This window comes from Desulfobaculum senezii (genome assembly GCF_054657395.1).
Window position 1 is genome coordinate 1,277,141 of record NZ_BAAHYU010000003.1, and the last position, 26,665, is coordinate 1,303,805.

The 26,665-nt window shown below is 62.5% G+C and carries 24 protein-coding genes; 19 read left to right on the plus strand and 5 right to left on the minus strand.

What is annotated here, in order from left to right:
- The first annotated feature begins 145 nt into the window (after window positions 1-145).
- The 5 genes from ACYQ2T_RS14775 (at window position 146) to ACYQ2T_RS14795 (ending at window position 6,872) form a co-directional block, all read left to right on the plus strand.
- A complete protein-coding gene (locus ACYQ2T_RS14775; protein WP_459901572.1) occupies window positions 146-760 on the plus strand; it encodes a DUF4390 domain-containing protein in 615 nt (204 codons plus the stop codon).
- 8 nt (window positions 761-768) lie between these two features.
- Window positions 769-2,976, plus strand: coding sequence for a sensor histidine kinase (locus ACYQ2T_RS14780; RefSeq protein WP_459901574.1), 2,208 nt, complete (start codon window positions 769-771; stop codon window positions 2,974-2,976).
- Window positions 2,977-3,090: 114 nt separating this feature from the next.
- On the plus strand, window positions 3,091-4,026 hold the full coding sequence (locus ACYQ2T_RS14785; RefSeq protein WP_459901576.1) for a TIGR01777 family oxidoreductase: 936 nt from the start codon (window positions 3,091-3,093) through the stop codon (window positions 4,024-4,026).
- Window positions 4,027-4,079: 53 nt separating this feature from the next.
- Complete coding sequence (locus tag ACYQ2T_RS14790; RefSeq protein WP_459901577.1) at window positions 4,080-5,483, plus strand: HD domain-containing phosphohydrolase; 1,404 nt, start codon at window positions 4,080-4,082, stop codon at window positions 5,481-5,483.
- 12 nt (window positions 5,484-5,495) lie between these two features.
- Window positions 5,496-6,872 (plus strand): sigma-54-dependent transcriptional regulator, encoded by a 1,377-nt coding sequence (locus ACYQ2T_RS14795; protein WP_404843060.1) that lies wholly within the window; start codon window positions 5,496-5,498, stop codon window positions 6,870-6,872.
- Between the two features lie 159 nt (window positions 6,873-7,031).
- On the opposite strand, the gene ACYQ2T_RS14800 is transcribed toward ACYQ2T_RS14795, so the two are convergent.
- Both ACYQ2T_RS14800 and ACYQ2T_RS14805 read right to left on the minus strand, forming a co-directional pair.
- Complete coding sequence (locus ACYQ2T_RS14800; protein WP_404843059.1) at window positions 7,032-7,778, minus strand: purine nucleoside phosphorylase YfiH/LACC1 family protein; 747 nt, start codon at window positions 7,776-7,778, stop codon at window positions 7,032-7,034.
- Entirely contained in the window at window positions 7,769-8,356 is a 588-nt protein-coding gene (locus tag ACYQ2T_RS14805) for a 5-formyltetrahydrofolate cyclo-ligase (protein WP_404843058.1), read from the minus strand. Before ACYQ2T_RS14805 ends, ACYQ2T_RS14800 begins: the two co-directional genes overlap by 10 nt.
- A 123-nt stretch (window positions 8,357-8,479) precedes the next feature.
- Here ACYQ2T_RS14805 and ACYQ2T_RS14810 point away from each other — a divergent pair, with 123 nt between their 5' ends.
- The 8 genes from ACYQ2T_RS14810 (at window position 8,480) to ACYQ2T_RS14845 (ending at window position 15,682) form a co-directional block, all read left to right on the plus strand.
- Window positions 8,480-9,169: a metallophosphoesterase family protein gene (locus tag ACYQ2T_RS14810; RefSeq protein ID WP_459901580.1), complete on the plus strand. Its 690-nt coding sequence runs from the start codon at window positions 8,480-8,482 to the stop codon at window positions 9,167-9,169.
- On the plus strand, window positions 9,166-9,930 hold the full coding sequence (locus tag ACYQ2T_RS14815; RefSeq protein ID WP_459901581.1) for an exodeoxyribonuclease III: 765 nt from the start codon (window positions 9,166-9,168) through the stop codon (window positions 9,928-9,930). Before ACYQ2T_RS14810 ends, ACYQ2T_RS14815 begins: the two co-directional genes overlap by 4 nt.
- A gap of 392 nt (window positions 9,931-10,322) precedes the next feature.
- Window positions 10,323-10,979: a succinate dehydrogenase/fumarate reductase transmembrane subunit gene (locus tag ACYQ2T_RS14820; protein WP_459901583.1), complete on the plus strand. Its 657-nt coding sequence runs from the start codon at window positions 10,323-10,325 to the stop codon at window positions 10,977-10,979.
- Window positions 10,980-10,999: 20 nt separating this feature from the next.
- Complete coding sequence (locus tag ACYQ2T_RS14825) at window positions 11,000-12,835, plus strand: fumarate reductase flavoprotein subunit (RefSeq protein WP_459901585.1); 1,836 nt, start codon at window positions 11,000-11,002, stop codon at window positions 12,833-12,835.
- Between the two features lie 2 nt (window positions 12,836-12,837).
- Window positions 12,838-13,581, plus strand: coding sequence for a fumarate reductase iron-sulfur subunit (locus tag ACYQ2T_RS14830; RefSeq protein WP_459901587.1), 744 nt, complete (start codon window positions 12,838-12,840; stop codon window positions 13,579-13,581).
- Between the two features lie 35 nt (window positions 13,582-13,616).
- Entirely contained in the window at window positions 13,617-14,453 is an 837-nt protein-coding gene (locus tag ACYQ2T_RS14835) for a fumarate hydratase (RefSeq protein ID WP_459901588.1), read from the plus strand.
- On the plus strand, window positions 14,453-15,016 hold the full coding sequence (locus ACYQ2T_RS14840; RefSeq protein ID WP_459901590.1) for a Fe-S-containing hydro-lyase: 564 nt from the start codon (window positions 14,453-14,455) through the stop codon (window positions 15,014-15,016). The genes ACYQ2T_RS14835 and ACYQ2T_RS14840 overlap by 1 nt, the downstream gene beginning before the upstream one ends.
- A gap of 114 nt (window positions 15,017-15,130) precedes the next feature.
- Window positions 15,131-15,682 carry a GNAT family N-acetyltransferase gene (locus tag ACYQ2T_RS14845; protein WP_459901592.1) on the plus strand — a complete coding sequence of 184 codons (552 nt, stop codon included), beginning with the start codon at window positions 15,131-15,133 and terminating at the stop codon, window positions 15,680-15,682.
- Window positions 15,683-15,839: 157 nt separating this feature from the next.
- Here ACYQ2T_RS14845 and ACYQ2T_RS14850 read toward each other — a convergent pair whose 3' ends face one another.
- Window positions 15,840-15,998 (minus strand): transport-associated protein, encoded by a 159-nt coding sequence (locus ACYQ2T_RS14850; protein WP_459901594.1) that lies wholly within the window; start codon window positions 15,996-15,998, stop codon window positions 15,840-15,842.
- A gap of 112 nt (window positions 15,999-16,110) precedes the next feature.
- On the minus strand, window positions 16,111-18,105 hold the full coding sequence (locus ACYQ2T_RS14855) for a hypothetical protein (RefSeq protein ID WP_459901595.1): 1,995 nt from the start codon (window positions 18,103-18,105) through the stop codon (window positions 16,111-16,113).
- 259 nt (window positions 18,106-18,364) lie between these two features.
- On the opposite strand from ACYQ2T_RS14855, the gene ACYQ2T_RS14860 reads away from it, so the two are divergent.
- Both ACYQ2T_RS14860 and ACYQ2T_RS14865 read left to right on the plus strand, forming a co-directional pair.
- Window positions 18,365-19,675: a solute carrier family 23 protein gene (locus ACYQ2T_RS14860; protein ID WP_459901597.1), complete on the plus strand. Its 1,311-nt coding sequence runs from the start codon at window positions 18,365-18,367 to the stop codon at window positions 19,673-19,675.
- 179 nt (window positions 19,676-19,854) lie between these two features.
- Entirely contained in the window at window positions 19,855-21,222 is a 1,368-nt protein-coding gene (locus ACYQ2T_RS14865; RefSeq protein ID WP_459901599.1) for an amidohydrolase, read from the plus strand.
- 87 nt (window positions 21,223-21,309) lie between these two features.
- Here the strand turns inward: ACYQ2T_RS14865 and ACYQ2T_RS14870 are convergent, their stop codons facing one another.
- Window positions 21,310-22,626, minus strand: a complete 1,317-nt coding sequence (locus tag ACYQ2T_RS14870; RefSeq protein WP_459901601.1) for a malic enzyme-like NAD(P)-binding protein — start codon at window positions 22,624-22,626, stop codon at window positions 21,310-21,312.
- 297 nt (window positions 22,627-22,923) lie between these two features.
- Between ACYQ2T_RS14870 and ACYQ2T_RS14875 the strand changes: the two genes are divergently transcribed.
- The 4 genes from ACYQ2T_RS14875 to ACYQ2T_RS14890 all read left to right on the plus strand — a co-directional run bounded on the left by ACYQ2T_RS14875 (window position 22,924) and on the right by ACYQ2T_RS14890 (window position 26,576).
- Window positions 22,924-24,504: a glycosyltransferase family 9 protein gene (locus ACYQ2T_RS14875; RefSeq protein WP_459901602.1), complete on the plus strand. Its 1,581-nt coding sequence runs from the start codon at window positions 22,924-22,926 to the stop codon at window positions 24,502-24,504.
- 60 nt (window positions 24,505-24,564) lie between these two features.
- Window positions 24,565-25,173 (plus strand): DUF8043 domain-containing protein, encoded by a 609-nt coding sequence (locus ACYQ2T_RS14880; RefSeq protein ID WP_459901604.1) that lies wholly within the window; start codon window positions 24,565-24,567, stop codon window positions 25,171-25,173.
- A 1-nt stretch (window position 25,174) separates the two neighbouring features.
- Entirely contained in the window at window positions 25,175-25,534 is a 360-nt protein-coding gene (locus ACYQ2T_RS14885) for a hypothetical protein (protein WP_404843042.1), read from the plus strand.
- 145 nt (window positions 25,535-25,679) lie between these two features.
- Window positions 25,680-26,576 carry a pseudouridine synthase family protein gene (locus ACYQ2T_RS14890; RefSeq protein WP_459901606.1) on the plus strand — a complete coding sequence of 299 codons (897 nt, stop codon included), beginning with the start codon at window positions 25,680-25,682 and terminating at the stop codon, window positions 26,574-26,576.
- Window positions 26,577-26,665 lie beyond the last annotated feature (89 nt).

Consider the following 26,665-nt stretch of genomic DNA (forward strand, 5'->3'; position numbering starts at 1 on the left):
TGTTGGGGTTGGTCGCGTCCGGTTGTCAAAGGACGGGGCTTGGTTTACTTGTCAGAGATACACCCATTGTTCAAGTTCGCCGTCAGCGCCATGCGCGATGGCCGATTCGATGAAATACACGAGTGATCACCCTGAGGTTTACCTGATGCCGAGACATCGCGCACCGGACGTTTGTTCCCGCCGCACGAATGCACCATGGCTTGTTGTGGTATTTTGTATTGTTGCCGTCTTTGCCCTGTCCACCGGGGGCGTACGCCACGCCCATGCCGCCGGGGGGCTGGAACTGGGCAACCTTATCCTTGATAACCTTGCCGGAAATATCACCGTGCGCTTTGGCGTGCGGGTGGACCAGCTGGAGGAACTGAAGCAGGTTCTTGCCGAAGGTTCCACCGTTGGGCTGGTGTGCGAGGGCGGCGTGTCGCGCCGCAAGAGCATGTGGCCCGATAAAACGCTGGCCGAGGAGGAGTGGGTTTCCACCCTGCGGCGCGACGTGCTGGCGCAGGACTATGTGCTGGACCTGCCCGGCGCGGAAAAGGCGCTGCGCTCCAAGGACCTTGCCGCACTGCTCAAGGACGGATGGGGGCGGCTGTCCATGGTCATTGGGCCATGGGCCGCGTTGTCTCCGGGCGGGGAGTACAGCTTGGACCTTTCCATCACCCTCACGCGGCGCGACGTACCTGTCTGGCTGCGGTATGTGGTGTTTTTCAAGTCATGGGACGTCTATCAGCCCGTCAGCTACCAACTTGATTTCCGCTACTAGGCAGTTCCATGAACGAACAGCTTGAAACCTCGTCCATTAAGGTCGGCACCGGCACCACCAAGGAACGCAAGCGCCGCCAGCGCGAATTGCTCATGGCCTGCGGGGCGCTCCTCGTTGTGCTGATGCTGACGTGGGTGGAGCTGAAATACTTTGGGGAAGTCAATTCCTTCATCTTCCTCGGCCTGTTCAACCTGAACGTCATCCTCCTGTTTACCGTCGTCTTTGTGGTACTCAGGAACGTCATCAAGCTGGCCCTTGAGCGCCGCCGCAACGTGCTGGGGTCCAAGCTGCGCACCCGGCTTGTCATCTCCTTTGTGGCGCTGTCCATTGTTCCCACCTTTCTCATGTTCGCCCTTGGCGCCAAGTTCGTCCAGACCTCCGTGGACTTTTGGTTCAAGACGCAGGTTGAGGACTCGCTGGAGCAGGCGCTGGAAGTGGGGCAGGCGTTCTATGCTTCCTCGCAGGAGCGTCTGGAGCGGCGCTCCACCTATATTTTGGAGCAAATCCTCCAGCGGCGCTTTGCGTGGGGCGGCAAGAGCATGGACGCCCTGCTGCGCGAAAAGCGCAAGGAGTACGACCTGTCGCTCATTGGCGTCATCACTCCGGACCAGAAGGAGCAGAACTGGCATACCGGGCCGGAGTGGAAAGGCGTGTGGGAGGAGGTGCGCGATAACGTCAACTGGGAGAGCCTGCGCGAGCGCCCGGAATTTTGGTCCACCATCCGCGCGGGGTCCGGTGCGGATATGGTCCTCGGCATTCTGCCCGTTGACGACGGCAAAACCGGCTACCTTGTCCTTGGCGAGAGCATTGGCCATGGCCTGCTGTACAAGCTGGACAAGATTGTTAACGGCATCAGCGAGTACAAGCAGATTCGCACCATGAAGCACCAGTGGAAGCTGGCGCTGTATGTGCTGCTCGCCGTGGTGACCATGCTTATCGTCATGGGGGCCATCTGGTTCGGGATGCGTCTTGCCAAGGAGCTGTCCGCGCCGGTGCAGGCGCTGGCCCACGGTACCCAGCGCATTGCGCGCGGCGACCTGAGTGTGCGCCTTGAGGATACCTCCAGCGACGAACTGGGCTTTCTGGTGCAGAGCTTCAACGAAATGGCCAAGGACCTGCAACTCTCGCGCTCCGAACTCACGGAAGCCAACGAGCGCCTGAACCAGCAGAATCAGGAATTGGAGCAGCGCGGCCGCTACATTGAGGCCGTGCTGGATAATATTACCGCAGGCGTGATTTCGCTGGACCCCAAGGGCCGCGTCAGCACCGTGAACAAGGCCGCCGAGACCATGCTTGGCCTTGACGGCGGCGCCATTGCGGGTAGCCGTCCCCTTGATTTATTGCAGGGGCACTACGCGGACCTGATCACCGAGGTGTTCGAGCAGTTGGTGACCAGCCCCGGCTCGCAGTGGCAGCGCCAGATTGACCTCACCCTTGGGACCCGGGACCTCAAGCTCCTCGTCAACGTGGTGACGCTGGAGGACTCCGAAGGCAACGACTCCGGCATCGTGGCGGTGTTTGAGGACATCACGGAGCTGGAAAAGATGCAGCGTGTGGCCGCATGGCGCGAGGTTGCGCGGCGCATTGCCCATGAAATTAAAAACCCCCTGACGCCCATCAAGCTCTCCGCCCAGCGCATGGAACGCAAGTTCGCCGAGCAGGTGGAGGACCCGGTGTTCACCCAGAGCACCCAGCTTATCGTCAATCAGGTGGAGCACCTGCAGCAGATGGTGCAGGAGTTCTCGTCCTTCGCTAAGCTGCCGGAGGTGGACCTCAAGTGGGGCTACCTTGCACCGCTTATCGAAGAAGTTGTGGCCATGTTCCGCAACAGCCATAGCTCCGTGCACTGGAACCTGCACTTTGAGGGGCAGATTCCGCGCATTAAGCTGGACAGCGAAGGCATGCGCCGCGTGCTCATCAACGTGCTGACCAATGCGGCGGACGCCCTGCACGGCGAAACGGACCCCACGGTGGACATTGTGGTCACCTGTGACAAAATGCTTGGGTGGGTGCGTATGGAAATTCGCGACAACGGTGCGGGCCTGACGCAGGAGGAACGCTCGCGGCTCTTCGAGCCCTACTTCTCCCGCAAGAAGGGCGGCACCGGCCTTGGGCTGACCATCGTCAAATCCATTGTCAGCGACCATCACGGCTATGTCCGCGCCGTGCCCCACGAGCCAAAGGGCACCACCATCGTTGTGGAATTGCCCGTCTAGTCCACGTTGTCCCGCTGGCCGCCGCTCCCGCGCCGCCGGGGAGGTGGCGGCAGTCAGCGCGGCACCTTCCCATCACCCCAAATCGGCCGTAGACGGCTGGCGAGGAGGAGAGGCATGCGAGTCATCATCATTGGCGGAACAGGGTTCATCGGCAGGCGGCTGTGCGTGACCCTGAAGGAGAAGGGGCACGAAGTCGTTGTGACGTCGCGGTCCCCCGAGCGGGCGGAGCGCCTGTTCTCCGGCCATGTGACCGCCGCCGGATGGGACGGCGCAGACCCGGACGTCCTCGCCCGCGTGCTGGATGCCGGGCACGGGCCGCAGGCTGTGGTGAATTTGGCCGGGGACAATATAGCCTCGGGCCGCTGGACGCAGCAGAAAAAGGCGCGGATTCTGGACAGCCGCGTGCGTGTGGGAGGCGCCCTTGCCGCCGCCGTTGCCAAGGCGGACGCGCAGGTGCAGGCCGTGGTGCAGGGCTCTGCCGTTGGCTACTACGGACCACAGGCCTCGGCGGACGATAAGGAGCTTGCCGAAGACCTTCCCGCCGGGCCGGGATTTTTGGCTGATGTCTGTACGCAGTGGGAGGCCGCCGTTGCCGGCGTAGCCGAGCATGGCGTGCGGGTGGCCTATGCGCGCACCGGTATTGTCCTTGGCATGAACGGCGGCGTGCTGGAGCGTTTTTTACCGCCGTTCAAGATGTACGTCGGCGGCCCGCTTGGTGGCGGGGGGCAGTGGTTCCCGTGGGTGCATGTGCAGGACGAGGTTGGCGCGCTGGCCTTTTTGGTGGACTGCGAGGACGCGCAGGGCGCGTTTAACCTGTCGGCGCCGGGCGTGGTGCGCATGCGCGACTTCTGCAAGGAGCTTGGGCGTGCGCTGGATAGGCCCTCGTGGCTGAATGTGCCCCGTTTTGCCCTGCGTCTTGCCATGGGCGAGATGGCCGACGAAATGATTCTTTCCTCCATCCGCGCCGTGCCGCGACGGCTGGTGGAAAAAGGTTTTGTTTTCCGCTATCCTTTCCTGCAGGATGCACTGGAAGATATTATCAATGATTAGGGGCGGATGTATGGGCAGTATGCCCTGGGCCATCCTTTAGCACGGCGGTGAGCATGACGCGGAAGAGAATACTGGTGGTCGAGGACGAATCCATCGTTTCTCTTGATATTTCGCACCGGCTGCGGGCCCTTGGCTATGAGGTCGTGGGGCAGGCGCGCACTGGCGGCGACGCCGTCGCCATGGCCGGAACGCATGAGCCGGACCTCGTGCTGATGGATATTCAGCTTGAAGGGAACATGGACGGCATTCAGGCCGCCGAGGCCATCCGCCGCCGGTTCGACATTCCCATCGTCTTCCTCACCGCCTATGCGGATTCCGAAACCGTGCAGCGCGTGAAGGTCACCGAGCCGTTCGGCTACATCATCAAGCCCTTTGAGGACCGTGAGGTCCACACCGCCATAGAGATGGCCTGCTACAAGCACGCGGCGGAGCGCCGGGTGCGCGAGAACCGCCAGTGGCTTCAGGCTACGCTGGATAGCGTGGGCGAGGGCGTTATCTCCACGGACGACCTTGGCCGCGTCAACTACATGAACCGCGTGGCCGTGGCGCTGACCGGCTGGTCGCAGGATGAGGCCACGGGCAGACCGCTGGGTGACGTGCTGCGGCTTGAGGACGAAGAGTTCGGGCGCGGCTTTGACCCCGTGGCCCGCGTCCTTGGCGGGCGCAAGACCATCCGCACCGACGCTGTGGTGCTGGTTGGCGGGCCGTCGGAGCGCGTTCCCGTGGACCTGCACGTTACCGCCGTACGCGATGACAACAGCGAAATCCTCGGCCTTGTGGCGGCATTTCGCAATATTGCCGAGCGCCGCCGGACCATGGTTGCGCTGAAAAAGAGCGTTAAGGACCTGCGGCAGGCGCTGGACGCCACCGTTGGCGCGCTGATCGTCACGTCCGAAAAGCGTGACCCGTACACCGCAGGGCATCAACTGCGTGTGTCCAAGCTGGCGGTGGCCATTGCCACGAGCATGGGGCTGGAGGAAGACATGGTCCGCGGCATCGAGGTCGCGGCCCAGCTGCACGACCTCGGCAAAATTTATGTTCCGGCGGAGATTCTGTCCAAGCCCGCCTCGCTGTCGGCCATTGAATTCAACATGATGCAGACCCACCCCGAGGCCGGGTACGAAATTTTGCGTATGGTGCCCTTCCCGTGGCCAGTGGCGGATATTGTGCTCCAGCACCATGAGCGCCTCAACGGCTCCGGCTACCCCAAGGGACTGGTGGGCGACGATATTTTGCAGCAGGCGCGCATCCTTGCCGTGGCCGATGTGGTGGAGGCCATGTCCTCGCACCGGCCCTACCGGGCGGCCCTTGGGCTGGACCGGGCCTTGGAGGAAGTCCGCTCCGGGCGCGGCAACCGGTACGACACCGCCGTGGTGGACGTGTGTCTGGAACTTTTTGAAGCGGGGTTCGACTTTGACGGCGGCGAAAGCTCCGCCGCGGCCCCGGTGGAACAATAAGGAGCACTGCAGGTGAACAACCTGATTCTTGTCGTGGATGACGAGGAAGGCATTCGCTTTTCCCTGCGCGGCATTTTGGAGGACGAAGGCTACGAGGTCATGGAGGCCGAAAGCGGCGAAGTGGCCCTCTCCACGCTGGAGGCGCAGTCCCCCTCGCTCATCCTGCTGGATATCTGGCTGTCCGGCATTGACGGGCTGTCCGTCCTTGAAACCGTGCGCGAAAAGTGGCCGGACATCCCGGTCATCATGATTTCCGGCCATGGAAGCATTGAGACCGCCGTGACCGCCATCAAGAAGGGTGCGTTTGACTTCATCGAAAAGCCCTTGTCGCTGGAAAAGGTCATCGTCTGCGTGAACAAGGCCTTGGAGTTCAACTCCATCCGGCAGGAGAACCGCGCCCTCAAGGAGCGCATTGAATCCGACCACACCCACCGCCTCACCGGCGAGTCCGCGCCCATTGTCGCCCTCCGGCGGCAGATTGAGCAGGTGGCCCCCACTGACGCGTGGGTGCTCATCACCGGCGAGAACGGCACCGGCAAGGAAATTGTGGCCCGCTCCATCCACCAGCAAAGCCGCCGGGCAGAGCGCCCCCTGGTGGCCGTCAACTGCGCCGCCATCCCCGAGGAGCTTATCGAAAGCGAACTCTTTGGGCACGAGAAGGGCGCGTTTACCGGCGCGGAGTCCGCGCAGGCCGGTAAGTTTGAGCTGGCGCACACGGGCACGCTGTTCCTTGATGAAATCGGCGACATGAGCCTGAAAACGCAGGCCAAGATTCTGCGCATCTTGCAGGAGCAGAAGTTTGAGCGCGTGGGCGGGCGCAAGACCATTATGGTGGATGTGCGCGTTATCGCCGCCACCAACAAGGACCTGCAGGAGGAAATCAAGGCCGGCAACTTCCGCGAGGACCTGTACTACCGCTTGCGCGTCTTCCCCCTTGAGGTGCCGCCCCTTCGCAGCCGCGGCAGGGACGTTGTTTTGCTGATTGAGGAATTCATTGCCCGGCTGACCAAGATGCATGGGTTCCGCGCCATGTCCTTTACGCAGGAGGCGCTGGACTGCATCCAGCGCTACCCGTGGCCTGGCAATGTGCGCGAGCTGAAAAATTTTGTGGAGCGGATGCTCATTGTGCATGGCGGCTCCGAGGTTGGCCCGGAAGACCTGCCCGCCGAATATTTGCAAGCCGCCTCAAGCGCCACGCAAAATGCCGATTCCGCCGTTTCGCCGGGGATTATGGACTTTAAGGAAGCCCGCGCCGACTTTGAGGCGCGCTTTCTGCGTCAGAAACTGCGCGAGTGCGACGGCAATATCACCCGCCTTGCCGAATCCATCGGCATGGAGCGGTCCTACTTGTACCGCAAGCTCAAGTCCTTCGGCATCCAGTCCGATTGATGCGCCTGTGCGCCCCGTGAATGACAACGCCCGGTGGGAAAACCCGCCGGGCGTTTTTTTTCGCCATTCGGGGCCGGATTTATCTTCGACGCTGACCGTGCACAAAAAAGGCGCGCCCCCCGGATGAGGGACGCGCCGTAAGCGGGCAAAAGGGGCAGATTATTTTTCAATCCAAATCATGCTGGCCATGCGGCCGCAGGTGTTGTTGCGGCGGTAGGAGAAAAACATCTCCGGCAGGCTGTAGGTGCACAGGTCCAGCCCAAAGATGTGCCCGGGGCGGATGCCAGCGGACAGCAACTGGTCGCGCGTGAGGCGCCACAGGTCCACGGAGGCGGTGTCCGGGTCAAAGTAGTCCTTGAAGGCCTTGCCGAATTCATCGTGGAAGTTCTGGAACTGGCTCCAGCCCGGGCCAAGGCTTGGGCCGCGCACGGCGTAGACCTCTTCCGGCGGCAGGTCGTATTCGCGGCAAAAGGCCTTCACGCCCGAGGTGGGGAAGTGCAGGGCGTTGCCGCGCCAGCCCACGTGCAGGGCGGCGACGTATTTGCCGCTGGCGTGGGCCAGCAGGATGGGCTGGCAGTCCGCCGTCTTGATAATCAGGGCGCGGCCGGGGGCGGTGGTGGCGATGCCGTCGGCCTCAATGCTGCCCTCTACCTCAATGTCCGTCGGTTCCGGCTCAAAAATCATTTGCGGGCCGTGCACCTGCCGCACTTCCTGCCAGGTCTCAAAGCCCAACTGGCGTTGGAGCGCCTTGCGGCTTTCGATAACGTGGTCCGGGTTGTCGCCAACCTCCAGCGAAATGTTTGCGTTGTCGAACGGTCCCTTGTCATCGCCGCCCATACGGGTGCCGAAGTAGCAGTTGACCTTGTCCAGACCGGGGAACTGAAAGGGAATATAGCTCATGTCCATAGAATGCCGTCCTCAGTGATTATGGCGTGCATGGGAATGTCCCATGAATCCGCGGGAAGCGAGTCCACAACCTGAAAGCTGTAGCCCAGCCCGAAGCGAAGCGAATTCTTGGCGCAGTCCCCTGCGAGATATCTATCATAAAACCCCGCACCAAAGCCAAGCCTGTGCCCCTGCCGGTCAAAGCCGACACCGGGGATGAGGACGACATCCGGAGCGCATGCAAAAAGCCCCGGACAGACCTCTGGGGCCGGTTCGGGGATGCCGTACTTGCCGGGTGTCAACTCGTCCGTGCAGGTGACGCAGGCCACGTCCATCACGCCCGGTTCATCCGGGCGACAGCGCGGGAGGAGCGTGCGTACTCCTCGTGACCACAATTCGTCAAGAAGTGGCGTTGTGTCCACCTCGTTTTTAATGGGAAGGTACAGGAGAATCTCGGTGGCGGAGCGCCACTGGGGCAAAGCCCGAAGAAACGCAAGAATGCGGGCGCTTTTGCCGGTGACCGCCGCTTTGGGCAGGTCGGCGCGCTGGCGCAGCAAGGATGCCCGTATGGCGGCCTTGTCGGGAGGGATGTTGTCCATGTCTCTGGCGGTTTATGATTGGACCGTTTTGTATTATCGTCGCCGAAGTCGCGCGCGGAAGGCCTGCGCTGCGCACGGAAACGGAGTGTACACATTCTTGCCCGTTCTTGAAAGGGACCAGATATGACGAATTTACAAAGATATTGGATAGGTTGTGGCGACCTGCACGGCTCCGCCGCTCAAGTCGCCGTCATTCCCGGCATTGCCGGGGCGCAGGGCGTCATCGTCAGCGGGGATATTACCACCGCCGGCGGGTTGGACGTTGCGCGGCGCGTCATTGCCGACGTTGCGGCGGCCAACGGCAACATTCACGCCCAAATCGGCAACATGGACGACCACAGCGTCACGGATTGGCTGGAGGCCGAGGGCATGAACATGCACGTGCGCGCCCGTGAGCTTGCCCCCAGTGCGGGGCTTATCGGTGTTGGCTGCTCGTCGCCCACGCCCTTTGGCACGCCCTGCGAAGCGTCTGAGGAGCAAATCGCCGCGTGGCTGGACGAGGCCTACGCCAGCGCCCGCGACTGGGACGCGCTGCTCCTCGTCGCGCACGACCCGCCCTTTGAGACCGCGGCGGATAAGCTCCCCGGCGGCATGCACGTGGGCAGCCGCGCCGTGCGCGAGTTCATCGAACGCGTGCAGCCGGACGTGTGCCTGTGCGGCCACATCCACGAAGCCCGCGCCGTGGACCACATCGGCGCAACCACCATCGTGAACCCCGGCATGCTCGATAATGGCGGCTACGCCGTCATCACGCTGGAGGATGGCCACTTTTCCGCCGAGCTTCGCATTCTTGGAGAGGAGAGCGAGGGATGAAGCTGATTTCGTGGAACATCAACGGTTTTCGGGCCGTCGCCAAGAAGGGCTTTTGGCAGTGGCTGGACCAGTGCGACGCTGATGTGGTGGGCGTACAGGAAATTAAGGCCGAGCCGCATCAACTGGCCGCCGACCAGCGCAACCCTGAGGGCTGGATGGCCTTCTGGAATCCTTCCAAGGTAAAGAAGGGCTACTCCGGCACGGCGTGCCTGTGCCGTCAGGCTCCGCTGGCGGTGTCCTACGGCCTTGCCGATGAGCGCTACCGGGGCGAGGGACGCTGTATCCTGCTGGAGTATGAGCAGTTTTATATGTTCAATATTTACTTCCCCAACGGCGGCATGGGGGACGACAGGCTTCAGTACAAGCTGGGCTACTACGACGCGTTTTTGGAATACGCCGAGGAATTGCGCAAAAAGAAGCCCATCGTGGTCTTTGGCGACTTCAATACCGCGCATAAGCCCATCGACCTTGCCCGCCCCAAGGAAAACGAAAAGATCACCGGCTTTTTGCCCATTGAGCGTGAGTGGCTGGATAAGCTGGTTGCCTCGGGCTACATCGACACCTTCCGCATGTTTGACGAAGGGCCGGAAAACTACACATGGTGGACCTACCGCGGCGGAGCGCGTGCCCGGAACGTGGGGTGGCGCATCGACTATGTGTTCGTCTCCGAAGAACTGCGCGACAACGTGAAGCGCGCATGGATTGAGCCGGACGTCACCGGCTCCGACCACTGCCCCCTTGGCGTGGAGCTGGAATTCTAGCTCCTGCATCAGTCAACAACGCAGCATCAACCGCCCATCCGGCCCACCGGGTGGGCGGTTTTGCGTGGTGTGCTGGGGAGGTGGTGGGGCTTACTTGCGATGGATTGGTGTGGCGTTGTGTTGCGTGTGGAAGGGGGCGCGATTCATGTGGGGCTGGTTGGTTGCCAAAACGGTCGCTTGGTGCGGCGCTGTGAAGCGGTCTTTCTGGCCGGGCTGGGTGCTGTATGTGAAAAATCTTTTTGAATTGACAATGTTGCGTCAGTAATAAAGACTTCTAGTGCTCGTAGATTATGGACCTGCGTGCCGGGGCCGCTGTGGTGGGCGCTTGCGTTAGGGCGCGCGCTGGTCGGCGGGCCGCACGCCGCTTTCGAGACCTGAAGTCGGAGGTTGATATGGCGGTTGTGGATTCCACCATGCACGTTGAAAAGCCCGGCAGGGCGGCGGCGTACATGGACTGGCTGCAGATGTTGACCGGGGCGGGACTGGTGCTGTTTATGTGGTCCCACCTTGTGCTGGTGTCCAGCATCCTGCTTGGGCGGGGCGTGATGGACGCCTTGGCGTGGTTCTTCGAGTACACCTATATGGCGCAGGTGGGCGGGCCGCTTATCGCGCTGGTGATGGTGGTTCACTTCGTCCTTGCCGCGCGGAAGATTCCCTTCCGCATGCGCGAGCAAAAGGCCATCTGGAAGCATTCCCGCGCCATGCGGCACACGGATACGTGGCTGTGGCTGGTGCAGGTTGTTACCGCCATGGTGGTCCTCATCCTTGGCTCCATCCATCTCTGGGTGGTGCTCACCGATTTTCCCATCACATCCATAAAGAGTGCGGCGCGCGTGCAAGGCGGCTGGCTTATGGCCCTGTATTTGGTCCTGCTGCCTGCGGTGGAACTGCACGTGGGCATCGGGTTCTACCGCATTGGCGTGAAGTGGGGCTTTATCCGCAGCGACAGGCGCGGCATCCTCAAAAAGCGTGAAAATATCGTGACGCTGTGCTTTATCGCCATCGGCTTCATTACGCTGCTTCGGTTCTACTTCATGGACCTTTTCTAAAGCTCGCAAGGGAACGCATCATGCAAACTTTCGTGACGGATGTGCTGTCCATCGGCGCAGGGCTGGCCGGGGAACGTGTTGCCATTGAGGCCGCTGGGGCGGGGTTCGACTCCATTTGCCTCAGCATCGTTCCGGCGCGGCGGTCGCATTCCTCGGCGGCGCAGGGCGGCATGCAGGCGGCGCTGGGTAACTGCGTTATGGGCGAGGGCGACAGCCCGGACGTGCACTTTTTGGATACTGTGAAGGGGTCGGACTGGGGCTGTGATCAGGAAGTGGCGCGCCTGTTTTGCGACAATGCGCCCATTGCCATGCGCCAGATGGCGCACTGGGGCGTGCCGTGGAACCGTGTGGTGGGCGGGAAGAGCTTTTACTACAAAGGCGGCGAACGCTTCGAGAAATTTGAGAAGCCCGAGAACGAGGGCCTTATCACCGCGCGCAACTTTGGCGGCACCGCCAAGTGGCGCACTTGCTATACCTCCGACGGCACGGGGCACACCGTGCTGTACACCATGGACAACCGCGCCGCCGAGCTTGGCGTGACCGTGCATGACAAGGTGGAGGTCGTCTCGCTCATCCATGACGGGCACGAGTGTATGGGCGCCATTGCCCGGTGCCTGCGCACGGGCGAACTGCGCGCCTATCTGGCCAAGGCCACGCTGGTGGCGTCCGGCGGCTTTGGCCGCATCTACCGCGAGTCCACCAACGCCGTCATCAATGACGGCGGCGCGCATGCGGCGGTGCTGGACACAGGTGTGGTCCCCCTTGGCAACATGGAGGCCATCCAGTTCCACCCCACGGGCATTGTGCCGACCTATATCCTCGTCACCGAGGGCTGCCGCGGCGACGGCGGCACGCTCCTTGACGTGAACGAGGAGCGCTTCATGAATACCTACGAGCCGGATAAGGCCGAGCTTGCCTCGCGCGACGTGGTCTCGCGCTGGATGATGCACCATATCCGCGAGGGCAAGGGCGTAAAGAGCGCCTATGGCGAGCACCTGTGGCTGGACATCCGCCACCTTGGCGAGGAGCACATCCGCGTCAAACTGCGCGAGGTGGACGACATCTGCCAGAATTTCCTTGGCATTGATCCGGTGGAGAGCCTGATTCCCGTCAAGCCCGTGCAGCACTACTCCATGGGCGGCGTGCGCACGGACAAGGACGGCAAGGCCTACGGGCTGGAAGGGCTGTTTGCCGCTGGCGAGGCCGCATGCTGGGACATGCACGGATTCAACCGCCTTGGCGGCAACTCCCTTGCGGAGACCGTGGTGGCGGGCATGGTGGTTGGGGCCAAGGTTGTGGAGTACCTCAAGGGCCGGGACGCCACCTGGACCACCGGCGCTATGCGCGACGCTGCGGCGCAGGTGGAGGACCGCATTTCGCGGCTGACGTCCGGCGCGGACGGCGACGAAAACGTCTACGCCGTGCGCGATGCCATGCAGGACGCCCTGCAGGACGGTGTGCATATTTTCCGTACGGGCGAAGGGCTGGAAAACGCGGTGGAGCGCCTGCGCGAGGTGCAGCAGCGCGCGGCGCGCATTGGGCTGAAGTCCGGCGGCCATGGGCCGAATCCGGAGCTTGGGCTGGCGCTGAAGTTGCCGGGGATGGTCCGGCTGGCGCAGTGCATTGCCTATGGCGCGCTCCAGCGCACCGAAAGCCGGGGCAGTCATGCCCGCGAGGACTACCCAGCCCGCAATGACCGCGACTGGCTGAGCCGCACGCTGGCCACATGGCCGGACAGCGGGGCGGACGTGCCCACACTGCGCTACGAAGCCGCAACGCAGGTGATGGAGATTCCGCCCGGCGACAGGGGCTATGGCGGCGGCAGCATCATTTCCATGGACAGCACAAAGGACTAGGCATGGCACGCACACTTACCTTTGATATCTTCCGGTACACGCCTCAGGACAAGGACAGCGCCCCGCATATGGAAACGTTCGTGCTGCCTGAAACGCCGTCCATGACGCTCTTTATCGCGCTGACGCGGATACGCGAGGAGCAGGACCCGTCGTTGCAGTTTGATTTCTGCTGCCGCGCGGGCATTTGCGGCGCGTGCGGCATGCTGATTAATGGCCGCCCGGACCTTGCCTGCAAGACCAAAACCGCAGACCTGCCGGAGCGCATCACTTTGATGCCGCTTCCTATCTTCAAGCTTGTCGGCGACTTATCCGTTGACACAGGCAGCTGGTTCCGGGAAATGTATTCGCGCGTCGGTTCATGGGTGCACACGGACAAGGCGTTTGACCCGCTGGCCCAAGAGGAGCGGATGGACAACGCCCTTGCCAATGACATTTACGAGCTGGAGCGCTGCATAGAGTGCGGGTGCTGCATCGCAGGGTGCGGTACGGCGCGGATGCGGCAGGACTTTCTGGGCGCGGCGGGGCTGAACCGCGTGGCGCGGTTCATGCTGGACCCCCGCGACCAACGCACGGAGACGGAGTACTTCGAGGTCATCGGAGACGACGAGGGCATTTTCGGCTGTATGGGCCTGCTGGGCTGTGAGGATGTGTGCCCCAAGGGGTTGCCGCTGCAGAACCAGCTGGGCTTTTTGCGCCGCAAGATGGGCCTTGCCGCCATCAAACGCTTTTTACCCGGCAAAGGGTAAATGCCCGTCAGAAGGCGAGAGGAAGGAGAGACACAATGCGCATAGTGGAGGCGTCCACCATCACGGCGGCAGTCGCCGGGTTGGTACGGGAGGCCAGTGTGAAACTGCCGGACGACGTGAAGGCGGCGTTCCGGAAAGGGCTGGAGGACGAAGACTCCCCGGCGGCCCAAGAGGTCTTCCGCGAATTGCTCGAAAATTCCGAGCTTGCGGAGGAAACGGGACTGCCGCTGTGTCAGGACTGTGGATTGGCCGTCTTCTATGTGGACGTGGGCGAGGACGTTCACGTGGAGGGCGGGCTGAAGCAGGCCATTGAGGACGGAATGCGGCAGGGCTACGCCGAAGGCTACCTGCGCAAATCATCCTGCGACCCCATGACCCGCAAAAATACCGGGGACAACTCCCCGGCCATTATCAATTTCGACTTCGTCCCCGGCGATAAGCTGAAAATCGCTTTTATGGCCAAGGGCGGCGGCTCCGAGAATATGTCCCGCGTGACCATGCTCACCCCCGCGCAGGGATGGGAGGGCATCCGCGAGTTTGTTCTGCGCCGCGTCATCGAGGCCGGACCCAACCCCTGCCCGCCCACCATGCTGGGCATCGGCATTGGCGGCACCTTCGAGCGCGCGCCCATCATGGCTAAGCACGCCCTGATGCGCGGCCTGAGCGAGGCGCACCCCGATCCGGAAATCGCCAAGCTGGAAGAGGCGCTCCTGACCGATATCAACAAGCTGGGCATTGGGCCTATGGGCCTTGGCGGCAAGACCACCTGCCTTGGCGTCAAGATTGAGATGGCGCCCTGTCATCTGGCCAGCCTGCCGCTGGCCGTGAATGTGCAGTGCCATTCCATCCGGCATGAGGAGGTGGTGCTCTAATGGCCGAATACCATTTGCAGGCTCCGTTGACTGATGCGGACGTGGCGCAGCTTCGGGCGGGTGATGTGGTGTTTTTGTCCGGCACGGTATACACCGCGCGCGACGCCGCCCACAAGCGCCTGATGGATATGATTGATAACGGCGAGCAGCTCCCCTTCGACCTTGCTGGCAGCGTTATCTACTACGTTGGGCCTAGTCCGGCGCCGCCCGGACGTCCCATTGGCGCGGCGGGGCCCACCACCAGCTATCGTATGGACACCTATGCCCCGCGTCTGCATGAGCTGGGACAGAAGGCGTCCATAGGCAAGGGCAAGCGGAGCTCCGCAGTCAAGGAAGCCCTTGTCCGCCACACTGGCGTGTACTTCGGCGCAACGGGTGGCGCTGGCGCGCTGCTGTCCAAGTGTATCACGGCCGCGCGCGTCATCGCCTTTGACGATTTGGGCCCGGAGGCCATCCGTGAACTGACGGTGGAGAACTTCCCGGTGCTGGTTATTAATGACTGCAAGGGCGGCGAGCTGTACGCCAAGCCCGACCTTGCCGCCGTTGGATTGGAAGACGCCTAGCCGTTTTCGTATGAAAAGCTTTGGGGCCGTCCTTTGCGGGGCGGCCCTTTTTCCGTCCCGTTGCGCGGGCGTGTTGCGGCGCGCCGGGCTTCGGGGCACAGTGGAGCCATGCCCATGCATTTCACTCTGCGCGAGGCGCAGCCCAAGGACATTCCTTTTTTGGTGGATATCGTCGCCCGGACCATGCCCGAGGTCTACCGGGGCATTGTGCCCGCCGAGGATATGCCGGAACGCATTGACGAGGTGAATTCGGCCTTGCTGCTCCAGTGGCCCAGCATCCGCGTATGCGAGTGCACCGGAAACGGCGCGGGCGCGGCGCAGAAGGCCGGAGACGCCCTACTGCACCCCGGCGGAGGTGGCGGCGCGCTGGCCGGGATGGTGAATGTGGTCAGCGGCTCACATATCAGCCTGCTGTGGGTGGATACCTGCTACCATAGGCAGGGAGTGGGGCGGATGCTTCTAAAGCATGCCGAATCGGCGATTTTTGCCGCCGGGCACGCTGAAGCCAGCCTTGAGGTCTATAAGCCCAATGTACGTGCGGTGCAGTTTTATGCCGCCCATGGCTGGCGAACGCAGGAGGAATTTGTGGGGCGCGTTGGCGCGGTGGTACTACGTATGGTGAAGCGGCGCGCGGCGTCGCCCATGCCGCCGTCGGCCACGGGCTAACGCCCGCGCAGTGCGGCCCGGAGGATGCGCAGTGCGTTACGCGCCGGGAGCTGGCGAAGACAGAAGCGCCATGCTGCGGGGCCAGCCCCAGAACGCAGAGTGTTGTGCGCCCCGTTCAAAACAAGAAAAGCCGCCCAAAAGGGCGGCTTTATCCGTGCTATTCCATTAGCTTGTTGGCTTTATCCTTGAGGGAGTCAACAGCCTGGTCAATCTTCTTGCCCGCCTTTTCCGCGGGACCTTCGTCCTGACAGCCAACCACCGTGGCCAGCATGATGCAGGCGCAGGTGATGATGAACAGTTTTTTCAGCATCTGCATGGTTTCTCCATGGGCATCGTTATGGTGAGGGTGCCGCGCCGCGCAGGGCGGCGGCAGCAGTTTTTCAGCATGTACGAAAGGTTTTGTATTTTTGCAAGCGCAACCTTTGCTGTTAGCTGGTGTCTTTGCGCTCTGCGTTGCGCTGGGCCGCCGCGCAGAGGGCGTTGTACTGCGGCAGGACGGGCAGGTAGCGGTCCAGCTGGGCCAGCAGCCCCTCCACAATGGCGGTTGGCGGCGCCGCGTCCAGGTCAAAGGACTGGTTCTTGACCGCCTCCACCAGAAAGCTGTGCAGGTTCACCAGCAGGCAGCCGCGCAGGACTTTGCCGTCGGTGTGGCCGTCTGGAGGCATGTGCTGGGGACGCAGGGCGTCGTCGAGGCTCCCTGCGCCGTAGTCGAGCAGGCGCGTGAGCAGGGCGATGTCCGTGTCCAGCGCTTCGTCCTGCGCGGTGTATGTGGCGGTTTGGAATTCGCGGATGAGGCGCAAGGGCGGCGTGGTGCCAAGGTTCACCAGCGCGGTGCCCAGTTGATGGACCGCGCCCGTATGCCCGCCGTACTTGCGCTCCAGCGTTTCCATGGTCTGCGCTCCGGCGCTTTTGAGCAGGGCGATGAGGGTCTCCTGCGGGGGCTTTTTGCCCAGCAGGCCGCGCAGGTTGGCGCGGATGGGCGTGATGATGTCTGCCGCGCGGGCGCGGGCCGCCTTGGACGTGAACATATTATTCAGAAAAACAAGGGTGCGCCCGCCGGAACGCAGCACATCGTCCAGTGTGCGGTCCGGCTCAAGCAGGGCGCGAAGGTAACGCTTGTCTGCCTTGGCTTGCCCTTGTTTTTCGGGGGCGCAGCTGGCGCGCAGGGCCTGCGCCGCGCGCTCAAGGCGGTCGTCGGAGAGCGGGCGCATGGCTGCGTCGAGGCTGGCGGTGAGTTGGTCCGGGCCGAGAAAGCGGTACCCGGCCTCCCCGGCGATGATGGGGCGCATGCCGTCGAGGGGCCGCTCCACGCGTAGGATGGCTTCGCGCAGGGCCTTGTCGATGGTTCGCGCCGTGCTGGGGCGATGTGCGCCGCGGCCCATGGCCAGCAGCGCCGCAATATTGCCCGCACTGGCCGCCAGCATATCCGGAGACTCCCGGTCCTCGGGGAGGAGGGCGTCGCCAAGTCCTAGCCCTGTGCACACGCGCTGGAGCTTTTTGTTCAGGGCGTAGACGAGTTCCGGCGGGAGTTCGCGCTTGAATCGCGTCCACCGTGCGCCGTCCCAGATAAAGCGGCGCGAGCGCGCTTCAATGCGCTGGCCGCCCGGCGATTCCACAAGGCAGGGCACCGTGTCGTCCCCGGCCTGCTCATGGAGCAGGTGCAGACGCACCCTGTCGTTGAGGGTGATGGCTGTTTCATGCACGCATCCCCACTGCGCAAGGATTTCTGGCGAAAGGGGCAGATCCTGCGGGGTGTGGATGCCGCCCGCATGGATGCGCAGTGTGCCGCGCACGCGCCGCACCGGTGACGGACCGCCCTGTATGGCCTCAATGTCCACGGTCAGCGCGCCGTGCAGGTCAATGTCCGCGCGGATGGGGGCGACGCCGCGCAGGGTCATGCGCCCGTCCACGCGGGTCAGTTCCGGCGGGAAGACGGCTGTGGTGACCTCTGCGGCGTAGATGATGTCCGACAGCCACGCCCCGTCCCGGAAGGGGATGCGCCCGCGCAGGCCGGTGACCGGGTCGTCCACGATGAGCACCCGCCGTTCCAGCGCATTGAGGAATGCTGTCCACTGCCGGACGGCGTCCTCCGTGGCGGGCAGGAGCACATCCGGCAAAAAGCGCAGTTCGCCATGGCGGCAGGTGATGCCGCGCAGCAGGCGGCCGTCGCGTTCGCGCACAATGTCCTGCACGTCCGCGGCGATTTCCTCAATGAGCCGCTTGTGGTGCCCGGAGGCGACCTGCCCCAGTACATGCCGCGCGGCTGTGCTGCGGGCCGTTTCCGGCCGCGCGGTAATGAGGCTGACGCCCTTGTCCACGATTTCCTTCAGGTCCTGCGTTGCCTCGGGGCGTCCTGCGCGCTGCTCAACCGTTTCAAAGCGGTCGGCAAGGATGGCGTTCGCCTTGTGGTAGCCCGTATTCATGGCGTACAATTGCGGCTTATGCCGGGGATTTTGGCGGATTTGTCCATGGTCATAAAACAGTAGCACGCCACATGATACATGGAAAGAATCCACCGCCCGCGTGCGGATGCGATGTCGCTTCATCTATAATTATGTATGTGGGGATAGTGGGCGCGCGCAGGGACTGCGGGGCATATTTACAATTGACGCGGGGCCACCCCTGCGGTAGCAACCCCGCTTCCGGGCCCGTTCGGGTCATGCTCACCTGCAAGGAGAAACCATGAAAGAGCAAAGTGAATTGCATCTTACTGTCGGCGTGAACGATCCGCTTTCCCCGGCAAAGGCATTGTTGCTTGGTTTGCAGCATGTCTTGGCCATGGATTTGTACATCGCGCCCATCGTTTTGGCCGGTATTCTTTCCATGACCGTGTCCGAGACCGCCTTTTTCATCCAGATGACGTTCATCGCCGCAGGCATCGCCACGCTGGTGCAAACCGGCTTTGGCATCAAGCTCCCCGTGATGCAGGGCCCCTCCTATGTGCCCATCGGCGCCCTTGCCGCCATTGGCACCACCATGGGACTGCCCGTGATGTTTGGCTCGCTCTTTAGCGGCGCGCTTTTCGTGACGGTTCTTGGCTGGCCCCTCAAGATGCTGGGCCGCATCGTCCGCCGCATTATTCCGCCGCTGGTTGGCGGCACCGTTATTGTCGTGGTGGGCATTGCCCTTATGCCGGTGGCGCTTAGGGGCGTGTACAACGCACCCGGCGATCCCGTGAATAACTGTATTGTGGCGCTGGTCGCCGGCGCTGTGCTTGTGGCGCTGATGGTTCTGGGCGCGCGTTTTCACGGTGCGGGCCAAATTCTGCGCCTGACGTCGGTTATCCTGTCCATGGCTTGCGGCACCGCTGTTGCGGGCATCTACGGCCTTGTGGATTTTACTCCGGTGGCCGAAGCCGCATGGGTGGCCCTGCCCAAGCTGTTCCCCTTCGGTATGCCGCAGTTTGACCTTGCCTCGTCCCTGACGCTTATTTTCATTTATTTCGTTGTGCTTGTTGAGACCACGGGCACATGGTTCGCCGTTGGCGCTGTAACCGGCGAAGAACTCTCGGACAGCCGGCTCAACGGCGGCGCCGTGGGTGAAGGCATTGGCTGCCTTGTGGGCGCGCTGTTTGGCGGCACCCCGGTTACTGGCTACTCCACCAACGCGGGCATCATTGCCGTCACGGGCGTGGCCAGCCGCTGGGCCGTTATGGGCGGCGGTGTGGTTCTGCTGGTGCTCGGCCTTATGCCCAAGCTGATGAACGTCATCGCCTGCATCCCCGGCGTGGTCATCAACGGTGTGTTCGGCGTCATCTGCGTGGTTATCTCCATGAACGGCTTCCGCGTGGTCAAGGGCGTGAAGCTGGACGAACGCAACATGCTGGTGGTGGGCCTGCCCGTCCTCTTGACGCTGGCCGCCGTGCTGATGCCCAAGGAGCTTCTGGACCGCCTGCCGGAACTGGCCCGCTATCTTGTGGCCTCCGGCATTGCCGTTGGCGCGCTGTCCGCCGTTATCCTCAACCTCATCCTGCCGGAGAACAAGGACAGCTAACCGTCCTTGCCCCGGCGCCGCACCTTGCGGAGCGGGCGACATATCATGCACACTGCGCACCAGGCACCTTGGCCCGGTGCGCGGTGCTATTTCTGGCCGCCTGCATATGGTGCCCCATTCGATATTTCAATAACCTGCCGATGCCTGTGCACCGGCGCCTGTAACAGGAAGTGATACACATGGCTCAGACACTCATCAGGAATGGTTTTGTCATCTCGATGAACGCCGACCGTCAGGCGTTCGAGAACGGTGATGTCCTTGTGGAGGACGATCGCATTAAGGCCGTCGGCATCGTCCCCGAGGACATGATTGCCCCGGACGCGGACATCGTTGACGCCACGGGAAGCATTGTTCTGCCCGGTCTGGTGAACACGCATGTGCACACCTCGCAGCAGCTGGAGCGCGGCCTTGCCGACGACGTGGACCTGTTGACGTGGCTGCACGAGCGGACATGGCCCTTTGAAAGCAGCCTCACCGACGAGGACTCCTATTTCTCCTCGCTGGCGTGCGGGCTGGAGCTGATACGCTCCGGCGTGACCGCCTTTGCCGAGGCTGGCGGCCAGAAGGTGGACAGCATGGGCCGCGCCGTGACCGACCTTGGCCTGCGCGCCGCCCTGTGCGAATCCATCATGGACTGCGGCGAAGGCCTCCCCGACGGCTGGGTACGCAGCACCGACGAGTGCATAGAACGCCAGCTGGCGCATTACGACAACTGGCACGGCAAGGCCGACGGACGCATCCGCACGCAGTTTGGCCTGCGCACTATTTTCAATTGCTCCGACGATCTCATTACCCGCACCAAGGCCCTTGCCGACGAGAAGGGCGTTGCCATCCACATGCACGTGGCCGAGGTGCTGGAGGAAGTCCGCTTCGTGCAGGAAACGCGCGGCGCCACCACCGTGGAGCACATGCATAAGCTGGGCGCCCTTGGCCCCAACCTGCTGGCCGTGCACACCGTATGGATGACCCCGCGCGAGCTGGACATGTTCCGCCTGCACGATGTGAAGGTCTCCCACAACCCCGCCGCTGCCATGAAGGTGCTGGGCTTTGCGTTCATCCCCGAGATGCTGGAGCGCGGCATTGCCGTGTCCATCGGGACCGACGGCGCGCCCTGCAATAACCGCATGGATATGATCGACGAAATGTGGCTGACCACGCTCCTGCACAAGGGCCGCACCCTGAATCCCAAAACCGTCCCGGCGGAGTCCATCATCGAGATGGCGACCCTGAACGGTGCCCGCTGCATGCTGTGGGAGGACGAAATCGGTTCTCTGGAACCGGGCAAGAAGGCCGACCTTGTGGTGGTACATCCCCGCAGCGCCGGTACCCTGCCGGTGCACGACCCGGTCTCCGCCCTCGTGTACGCCATGCACTCCTCGGACGTGGAATCCACCATGTGCAACGGCCAGTGGCTGATGCGCGATGGCAAGGTCCTCACCGTGGACGAAGAGGCCGTGCTGGAGGAAGCGAAGAGCCGCGCCGCATTCCTTCGCAAGAAGGCGGGCATTGAACTGCCCGACCGTTTCCCCACCGTGCGCGTGCGCTAACGCGGCGCCTTTATATACTGCACCAAAAAGCGCCCCGGGCCGTCAGGACCGGGGCGCTTGTCGTTTCAGGCCGCGGGGGAGGGGGCTTTAGAAGTCCAGCCCGTAGTTGTCCACCACACAGGCGATGCGCTTTTTTGCTTCGCCGAGTCTGTCGCTCAGGCTCTTTTTGTAGCTGTCGATGTCAATATTCACGGTGGCAACGCCGGAATCCATGGCGGCTTTGGCCACGGCGGCGGCCACATTCTGCAGCACGCGCGGGTCAAAGGGGCTGGGGATGACGTAGTCAGTGCCAAAGGCCATCTTGTGGGAGTACAAGGCCTGCACGCTGTCCAGCACCGGCTCCTTGGCGAGGTCGGCCAGCGCCTTGGCGGCGGCGAGCTTCATTTCCTCGTTAATGGCGGAGGCGCGTGTATCCAGAGCGCCACGGAAGATGGACGGGAAGCCCAGCACGTTGTTGATCTGATTGGGGTAGTCCGAGCGGCCGGTGCCCATGATGCAGTCCGGGCGGGCGGCCTTGGCGTCGTCGTAAGTGATTTCCGGGTCCGGGTTGGCGCAGGCGAAGATGATGGGCTTGTCGGCCATGGAGCGGACCATGTCCTGCGTCACCACGCCCTTGGTGGACAGGCCAAGGAACATATCCGCACCCTGCATGACCTCCGCGAGGGTGCCGTAGTCCTTGTCCTGCGCAAATTCGGCCTTCTGCGGCGTCAGATTGTCGCGCCCGGCGTGGATAAGCCCGCGCGAGTCGAACATGTAGACGTTTTCTTTCTTCACACCCATGGAAATGTAGAACCGGGTGCACGCGCTGGCGCTGGCGCCCGCGCCGGAGACCACAACCTTCAGGTCCTCAATCTTCTTTCCGGCAATGTCGAGGGCGTTGATGATGCCTGCGCCGGAAATGATTGCCGTGCCGTGCTGGTCGTCGTGGAAGACCGGAATGTTCATCTGCTCCTTGAGCGTCTCCTCAATATAGAAGCACTCGGGAGCCTTGATGTCCTCAAGGTTGATGCCGCCAAAGGTGGGTTCCAGCAATTTGACGCAGTCGATGAGCCTATCCGGGTCCTCGGTGGCGAGGTTGATGTCGTAGACGTCGATGTCCGCGAACATCTTGAAGAGTACGCCCTTGCCCTCCATGACGGGCTTGCCGGCCAGCGCGCCGATATTGCCAAGGCCCAGCACAGCAGTGCCGTTGGAGACCACGGCCACAAGATTGCCGCGGCTGGTGTATTCATAGGACAGGGACGGGTCGTCCTTGATGGCGAGGCACGGCTGGGCAACCCCCGGCGAGTAGGCCATGGAAAGGTGCTTCTGGGTAGAGCAGGGCTTCACGGGAATGACCTCGACTTTTCCTTTCCGGCCCTTGGAATGGTAGTCGAGTGCTTCTTCCTTTGTGAACAGTGGCATGGAGCGGTCCTCCGGGGGTTGAGAGTTGGCGCGTGGTCGCTGCGCGGGCGTGCATTTGTCGCGGCGTAGGGCAGGCCCGTGCGTCGCATGATGTTCTTCTAAGGCTCCGAGAGTATTGCACGTGTTGTCTTATTGCAAGTGGCGATACGTCCTGCCGCGCCCCCATACGCACCCCCTCCATGTGGCCCCAAGTTGGCCCGAATCTTGATTGTCTGCCTCCAGTGAGCGCGCCGCCCTGTGGCGGCGTGGTGGCCGAACCCTCGGCAACTCCCATCAACACTGGATTCTGTGCAGAATATGGCAACACGTACTCTCGTCATCAATTTGACCCGCTTCGGCGACCTGCTGCAAACACAGCCTGTTATCTCCGGCCTGAAGGCCCGTGGAGACACCGTCGGGCTGGTCTGCCTGCAGAATTTTGCCCCGGCGGCGGGGCTGCTGCGGGATGTGGACGCGGTGTTTGGCCTGCCGGGCTCCACCTTGCTCTCCTGCCTTGATACCAACTGGCGGGACGGGCTGAAGGTGTTTGCCGACTGGTCCGGCCGTATCCGCGATTTCGCCCCGCAGCGCGTCATCAATTATACGTCCACCTTGCCTTCGCGCCTGCTGGCGCGCCATATCGACGCGCCCGAGGTTGCAGGCTACACGCTGGACCGCTTCGGTTTTGCCCTCAATGCTTCGCCATGGGCGGCATTTCTCCTTGCCGCCTGCAAGCGCAGGGCGAACAGCCCGTTCAACCTCGTGGACCTGTTCTGGTCCCTTGCGGGACTGCACGGCGGCCCGCGTCCCTACGTGCTGAACCGCCCAAGCCGCGAGGACAAGCTCACCGTCGGCGGCATGCTCGCTGCGGAAAAGTCCCCGGAGGCGCAGGGATTTCTTGCCGTGCAGCTTGGTGCCAGCGCAGAGTTTCGCCGTTGGCCCGTGGAATATTTTGCCCGCCTCGCTGGCGATGTGTGGAAGCGCCATAAGCTCAGCCCCATGCTCCTTGGCAGTAAAACCGAAGTGCATCTGGCCGAACGTTTTCAGGAACTGTGCCCCGCGCCCACCGTCTCCCTTGCCGGGCGGACCAATCTGACCCAGCTTGCCGCGGCCCTGCGGTTTTCCCGCATGCTCGTCACCAACGACACCGGAACCATGCACCTTGGCGCAGGCCTGGGCATCCCGGTGTGCGCCATCTTTCTCGCCACGGCCCAGCCGTGGGATACCGGTCCCTACACCGAGGGCGCGCTGTGCATTGAGGCCGACATGGACTGCCATCCATGCGGTTTTGACGCGCCGTGCACCACGAACCACGCCTGCCGCTGCCGCGTGCGTCCCGAGGCCGTGGGGCGCTACGTTTCGCGTTACCTCGACACAGGCGACTGGGCCCTTGCCAGTGGCGACACGCCACCGTCCGGCGTTCGCGTGTGGCAGAGCTTCGTCAATAGCGCCGGGGAGATGGACCTCTTCTCCCACACCGGTCACGACGCCGACGACAGAACCGCGTGGATTCGCCTTCAGCGGCATTTCTATCGTCAGTTTCTTGACGAGCAGGCCGCCGTCTCCGGCGCGCTGCCGCCCGTACAGCTTACGGAAGCCGCCCGCGCCGAAGCGCATGAGGAATTGCACCGCGTGGAGCAGCAGTTCTTCGTCCTTATGCAGCAGGCCGAGGCCATATCCAAGGCCCCAGTCGCACCACTCAAAAAGCGGTTCATGGCGAATTATGAGCGCCTGTCGGCACTTTCTGCCGAGAGCCACCGCCTTGGCGTGATGGGCGACCTCTGGCGTGAGCAAGCCCACGACCTCGACGGCGACTTTTCCCGCATGTCCGGCCTTGTTGGTCGCTATTACGGGTTGGCAAAGGCTTGGCGGGAAAGCATATCTGTAAATGGCATGTAATTTGTATAAAACTAAGAGAAGTGTGCTGGGCACACATTTTTTCCTAAAAGGAGGAGCGAGATGATTGTTATCGATGGTCAGGAAACTGGGCTCAGCGTCAACAACTTTGCCAATCTTGAAGAGCTGCTCGTCAAGGTCATGGCGGAAGACGCGCTGGACAACCGCATGGTGACCGACGTTATCGTGAATAAGGAATCCTTTTCCGAGATCTACCCCCATCAGGCGGAAGATATCCCGGCTCAGGAAATCGAAAGCGTCGAAATCAAGACCATGGCCGTGCCCGAAATGGCAGTGAACATCACCCGCGAGCTGTACAAGGTCGTGCAGCTGATGGCGCATGGTGGCCGCAGCGTGGCCGAACTGTTCCGCCAGGCAGATGATGCCGAAGCGCTCGAACTGTATCAGGACCTGCTGGACGTCACCCGCGACTTCCTTGGCATGATCGGCGTCCTTCGTGACGAGTTCGGCCTTAAGGAATCGCAGGAACTCAACGATAGTCTTGAAGAGATCACCAGCTTGTTCACCGAAATGATCGAAGTGAGCGAGAACGAAGACTGGATCCTCCTCGCCGACCTGCTGGAATACGAATTCCTCGCCTGCGTCGAAAAGTGGAAGGTCGTTGTTGCCAAGCTCCGCGAGGACATCCGCCACAAAGCCAAGGCAGCCTAATATGTCCGATTGTCTGCGATTGCTGGATCAGGCCCTTGATTTGGGCCAACAGGAACTGGATTCCCTCGCCGTAGGGGACGTCGACACCACCGGCGACCTCGCCAACGAGCGCGGGAGACTCATCGAAAAAGCGTGGTCCTGCAAGGACGACGACGGTGTAGACGTGAATGTCCTGTTCACCAAGCTCCGTCGGCTGCGTAGCCTGCAAGGCCAGCTCACCACGGAAGCGAAGCGCCTCCACGCCAGCCTTCGTGACGACATCGCCCGCATCAAGGACGAAGGACGCCGCATGAAGGGCTACGGCAACTCCACCAAGGTGACGCCGCTCTTCCAAAGTCGCCTCATAAGTAAACGAGGCTAAGGCCAAGTGGAAAAACGGAGCCTCGCCTCCAGCCAATAAATCGTCATGTGTACCAAGGCCTTTTCAGGATGAAGAGGCTTTCGGTACGCATTTCCCGCTCCCGCCAGTGCTTGGCATCGCCACGGCGACACGATATACCGCCGCCATGCCACAGCCCATCCCAAGCAGAACCATCCCAGCCAATATGCAGGGCGTGCGTCTCGACCACGCCCTTGCTTTGCTCTTCCCCGAGGCCTCCCTGCGGGAGCGCCGCCGCGCATGGGAGCGCTACATCGTTCTCGTCAACGGCGTCTCCCGTCCCAAGGGCTACCGCGTTCAGCACGGGCAAGAGCTCACCCTCAAGCCGCGTCCCGGCCAGCACAGTGAAGCCGAAGCCGCCGCGGTCCCCCAAGGTGTTCGGGTTGTCGGGCAAAAGACCGGCGTCATGGCCGCACTCTTCAAGCCCGCCGGACTCCATACCGAGGCCATAGCCGGGCGTCCGGCCCCCTGTGTGGAAGCCGCCATCCCCCATCTGTGGCCGAGCCGCTACGCCCAGCTCGTCAACAGGCTCGACCAGCAGACCTCCGGGCTTGTTCTCGTCGCGCTTTCTGAAGACGTTCGGGCCGCCTATCGCCAGTTCGAAGATGCAGCCAAGGTGCGCAAGCGCTACCTCGCCGTCGTGGACGGGCAACTCGCGGCCCCTACAGTCGTTCGAAATGTTCTCGACATGTCCCGGCGAAAGCACGTCAAAGCGCTCCCCGGCCTCGCCGCCGACCCCGTTCGCGCCACCCACCTCACCCCTTTGGGTGAAGTCGGGCAGGGCCGCACACTCGTTCAGGCAACCATCCTCAAAGGCGCTCGCCACCAAATCCGCGCCCACAGCGCCGCCGTCGGCATCCCACTTTGGCGGGATCCGCGCTACGGCACATGGGAAGGCGAAGAGGCGTTTCTTCTTCATCATTATAGGGTCAGCCTCCCTGATTTTGAAGCCGCAGCCCCGCCGCTGTGGCCAGAGTGGGAGGAGTGGAGCAGACTTCTCGGCGAAGAGGATGGCGCCGAGTAGGGCGAGTTGGAGTGTGGGTGAGTAACGGTGTGATGGGCGCGGGGTGTTGATAGGGAAGTCGGAAGTAGAGGGCGCGCGAAAGGGATTTT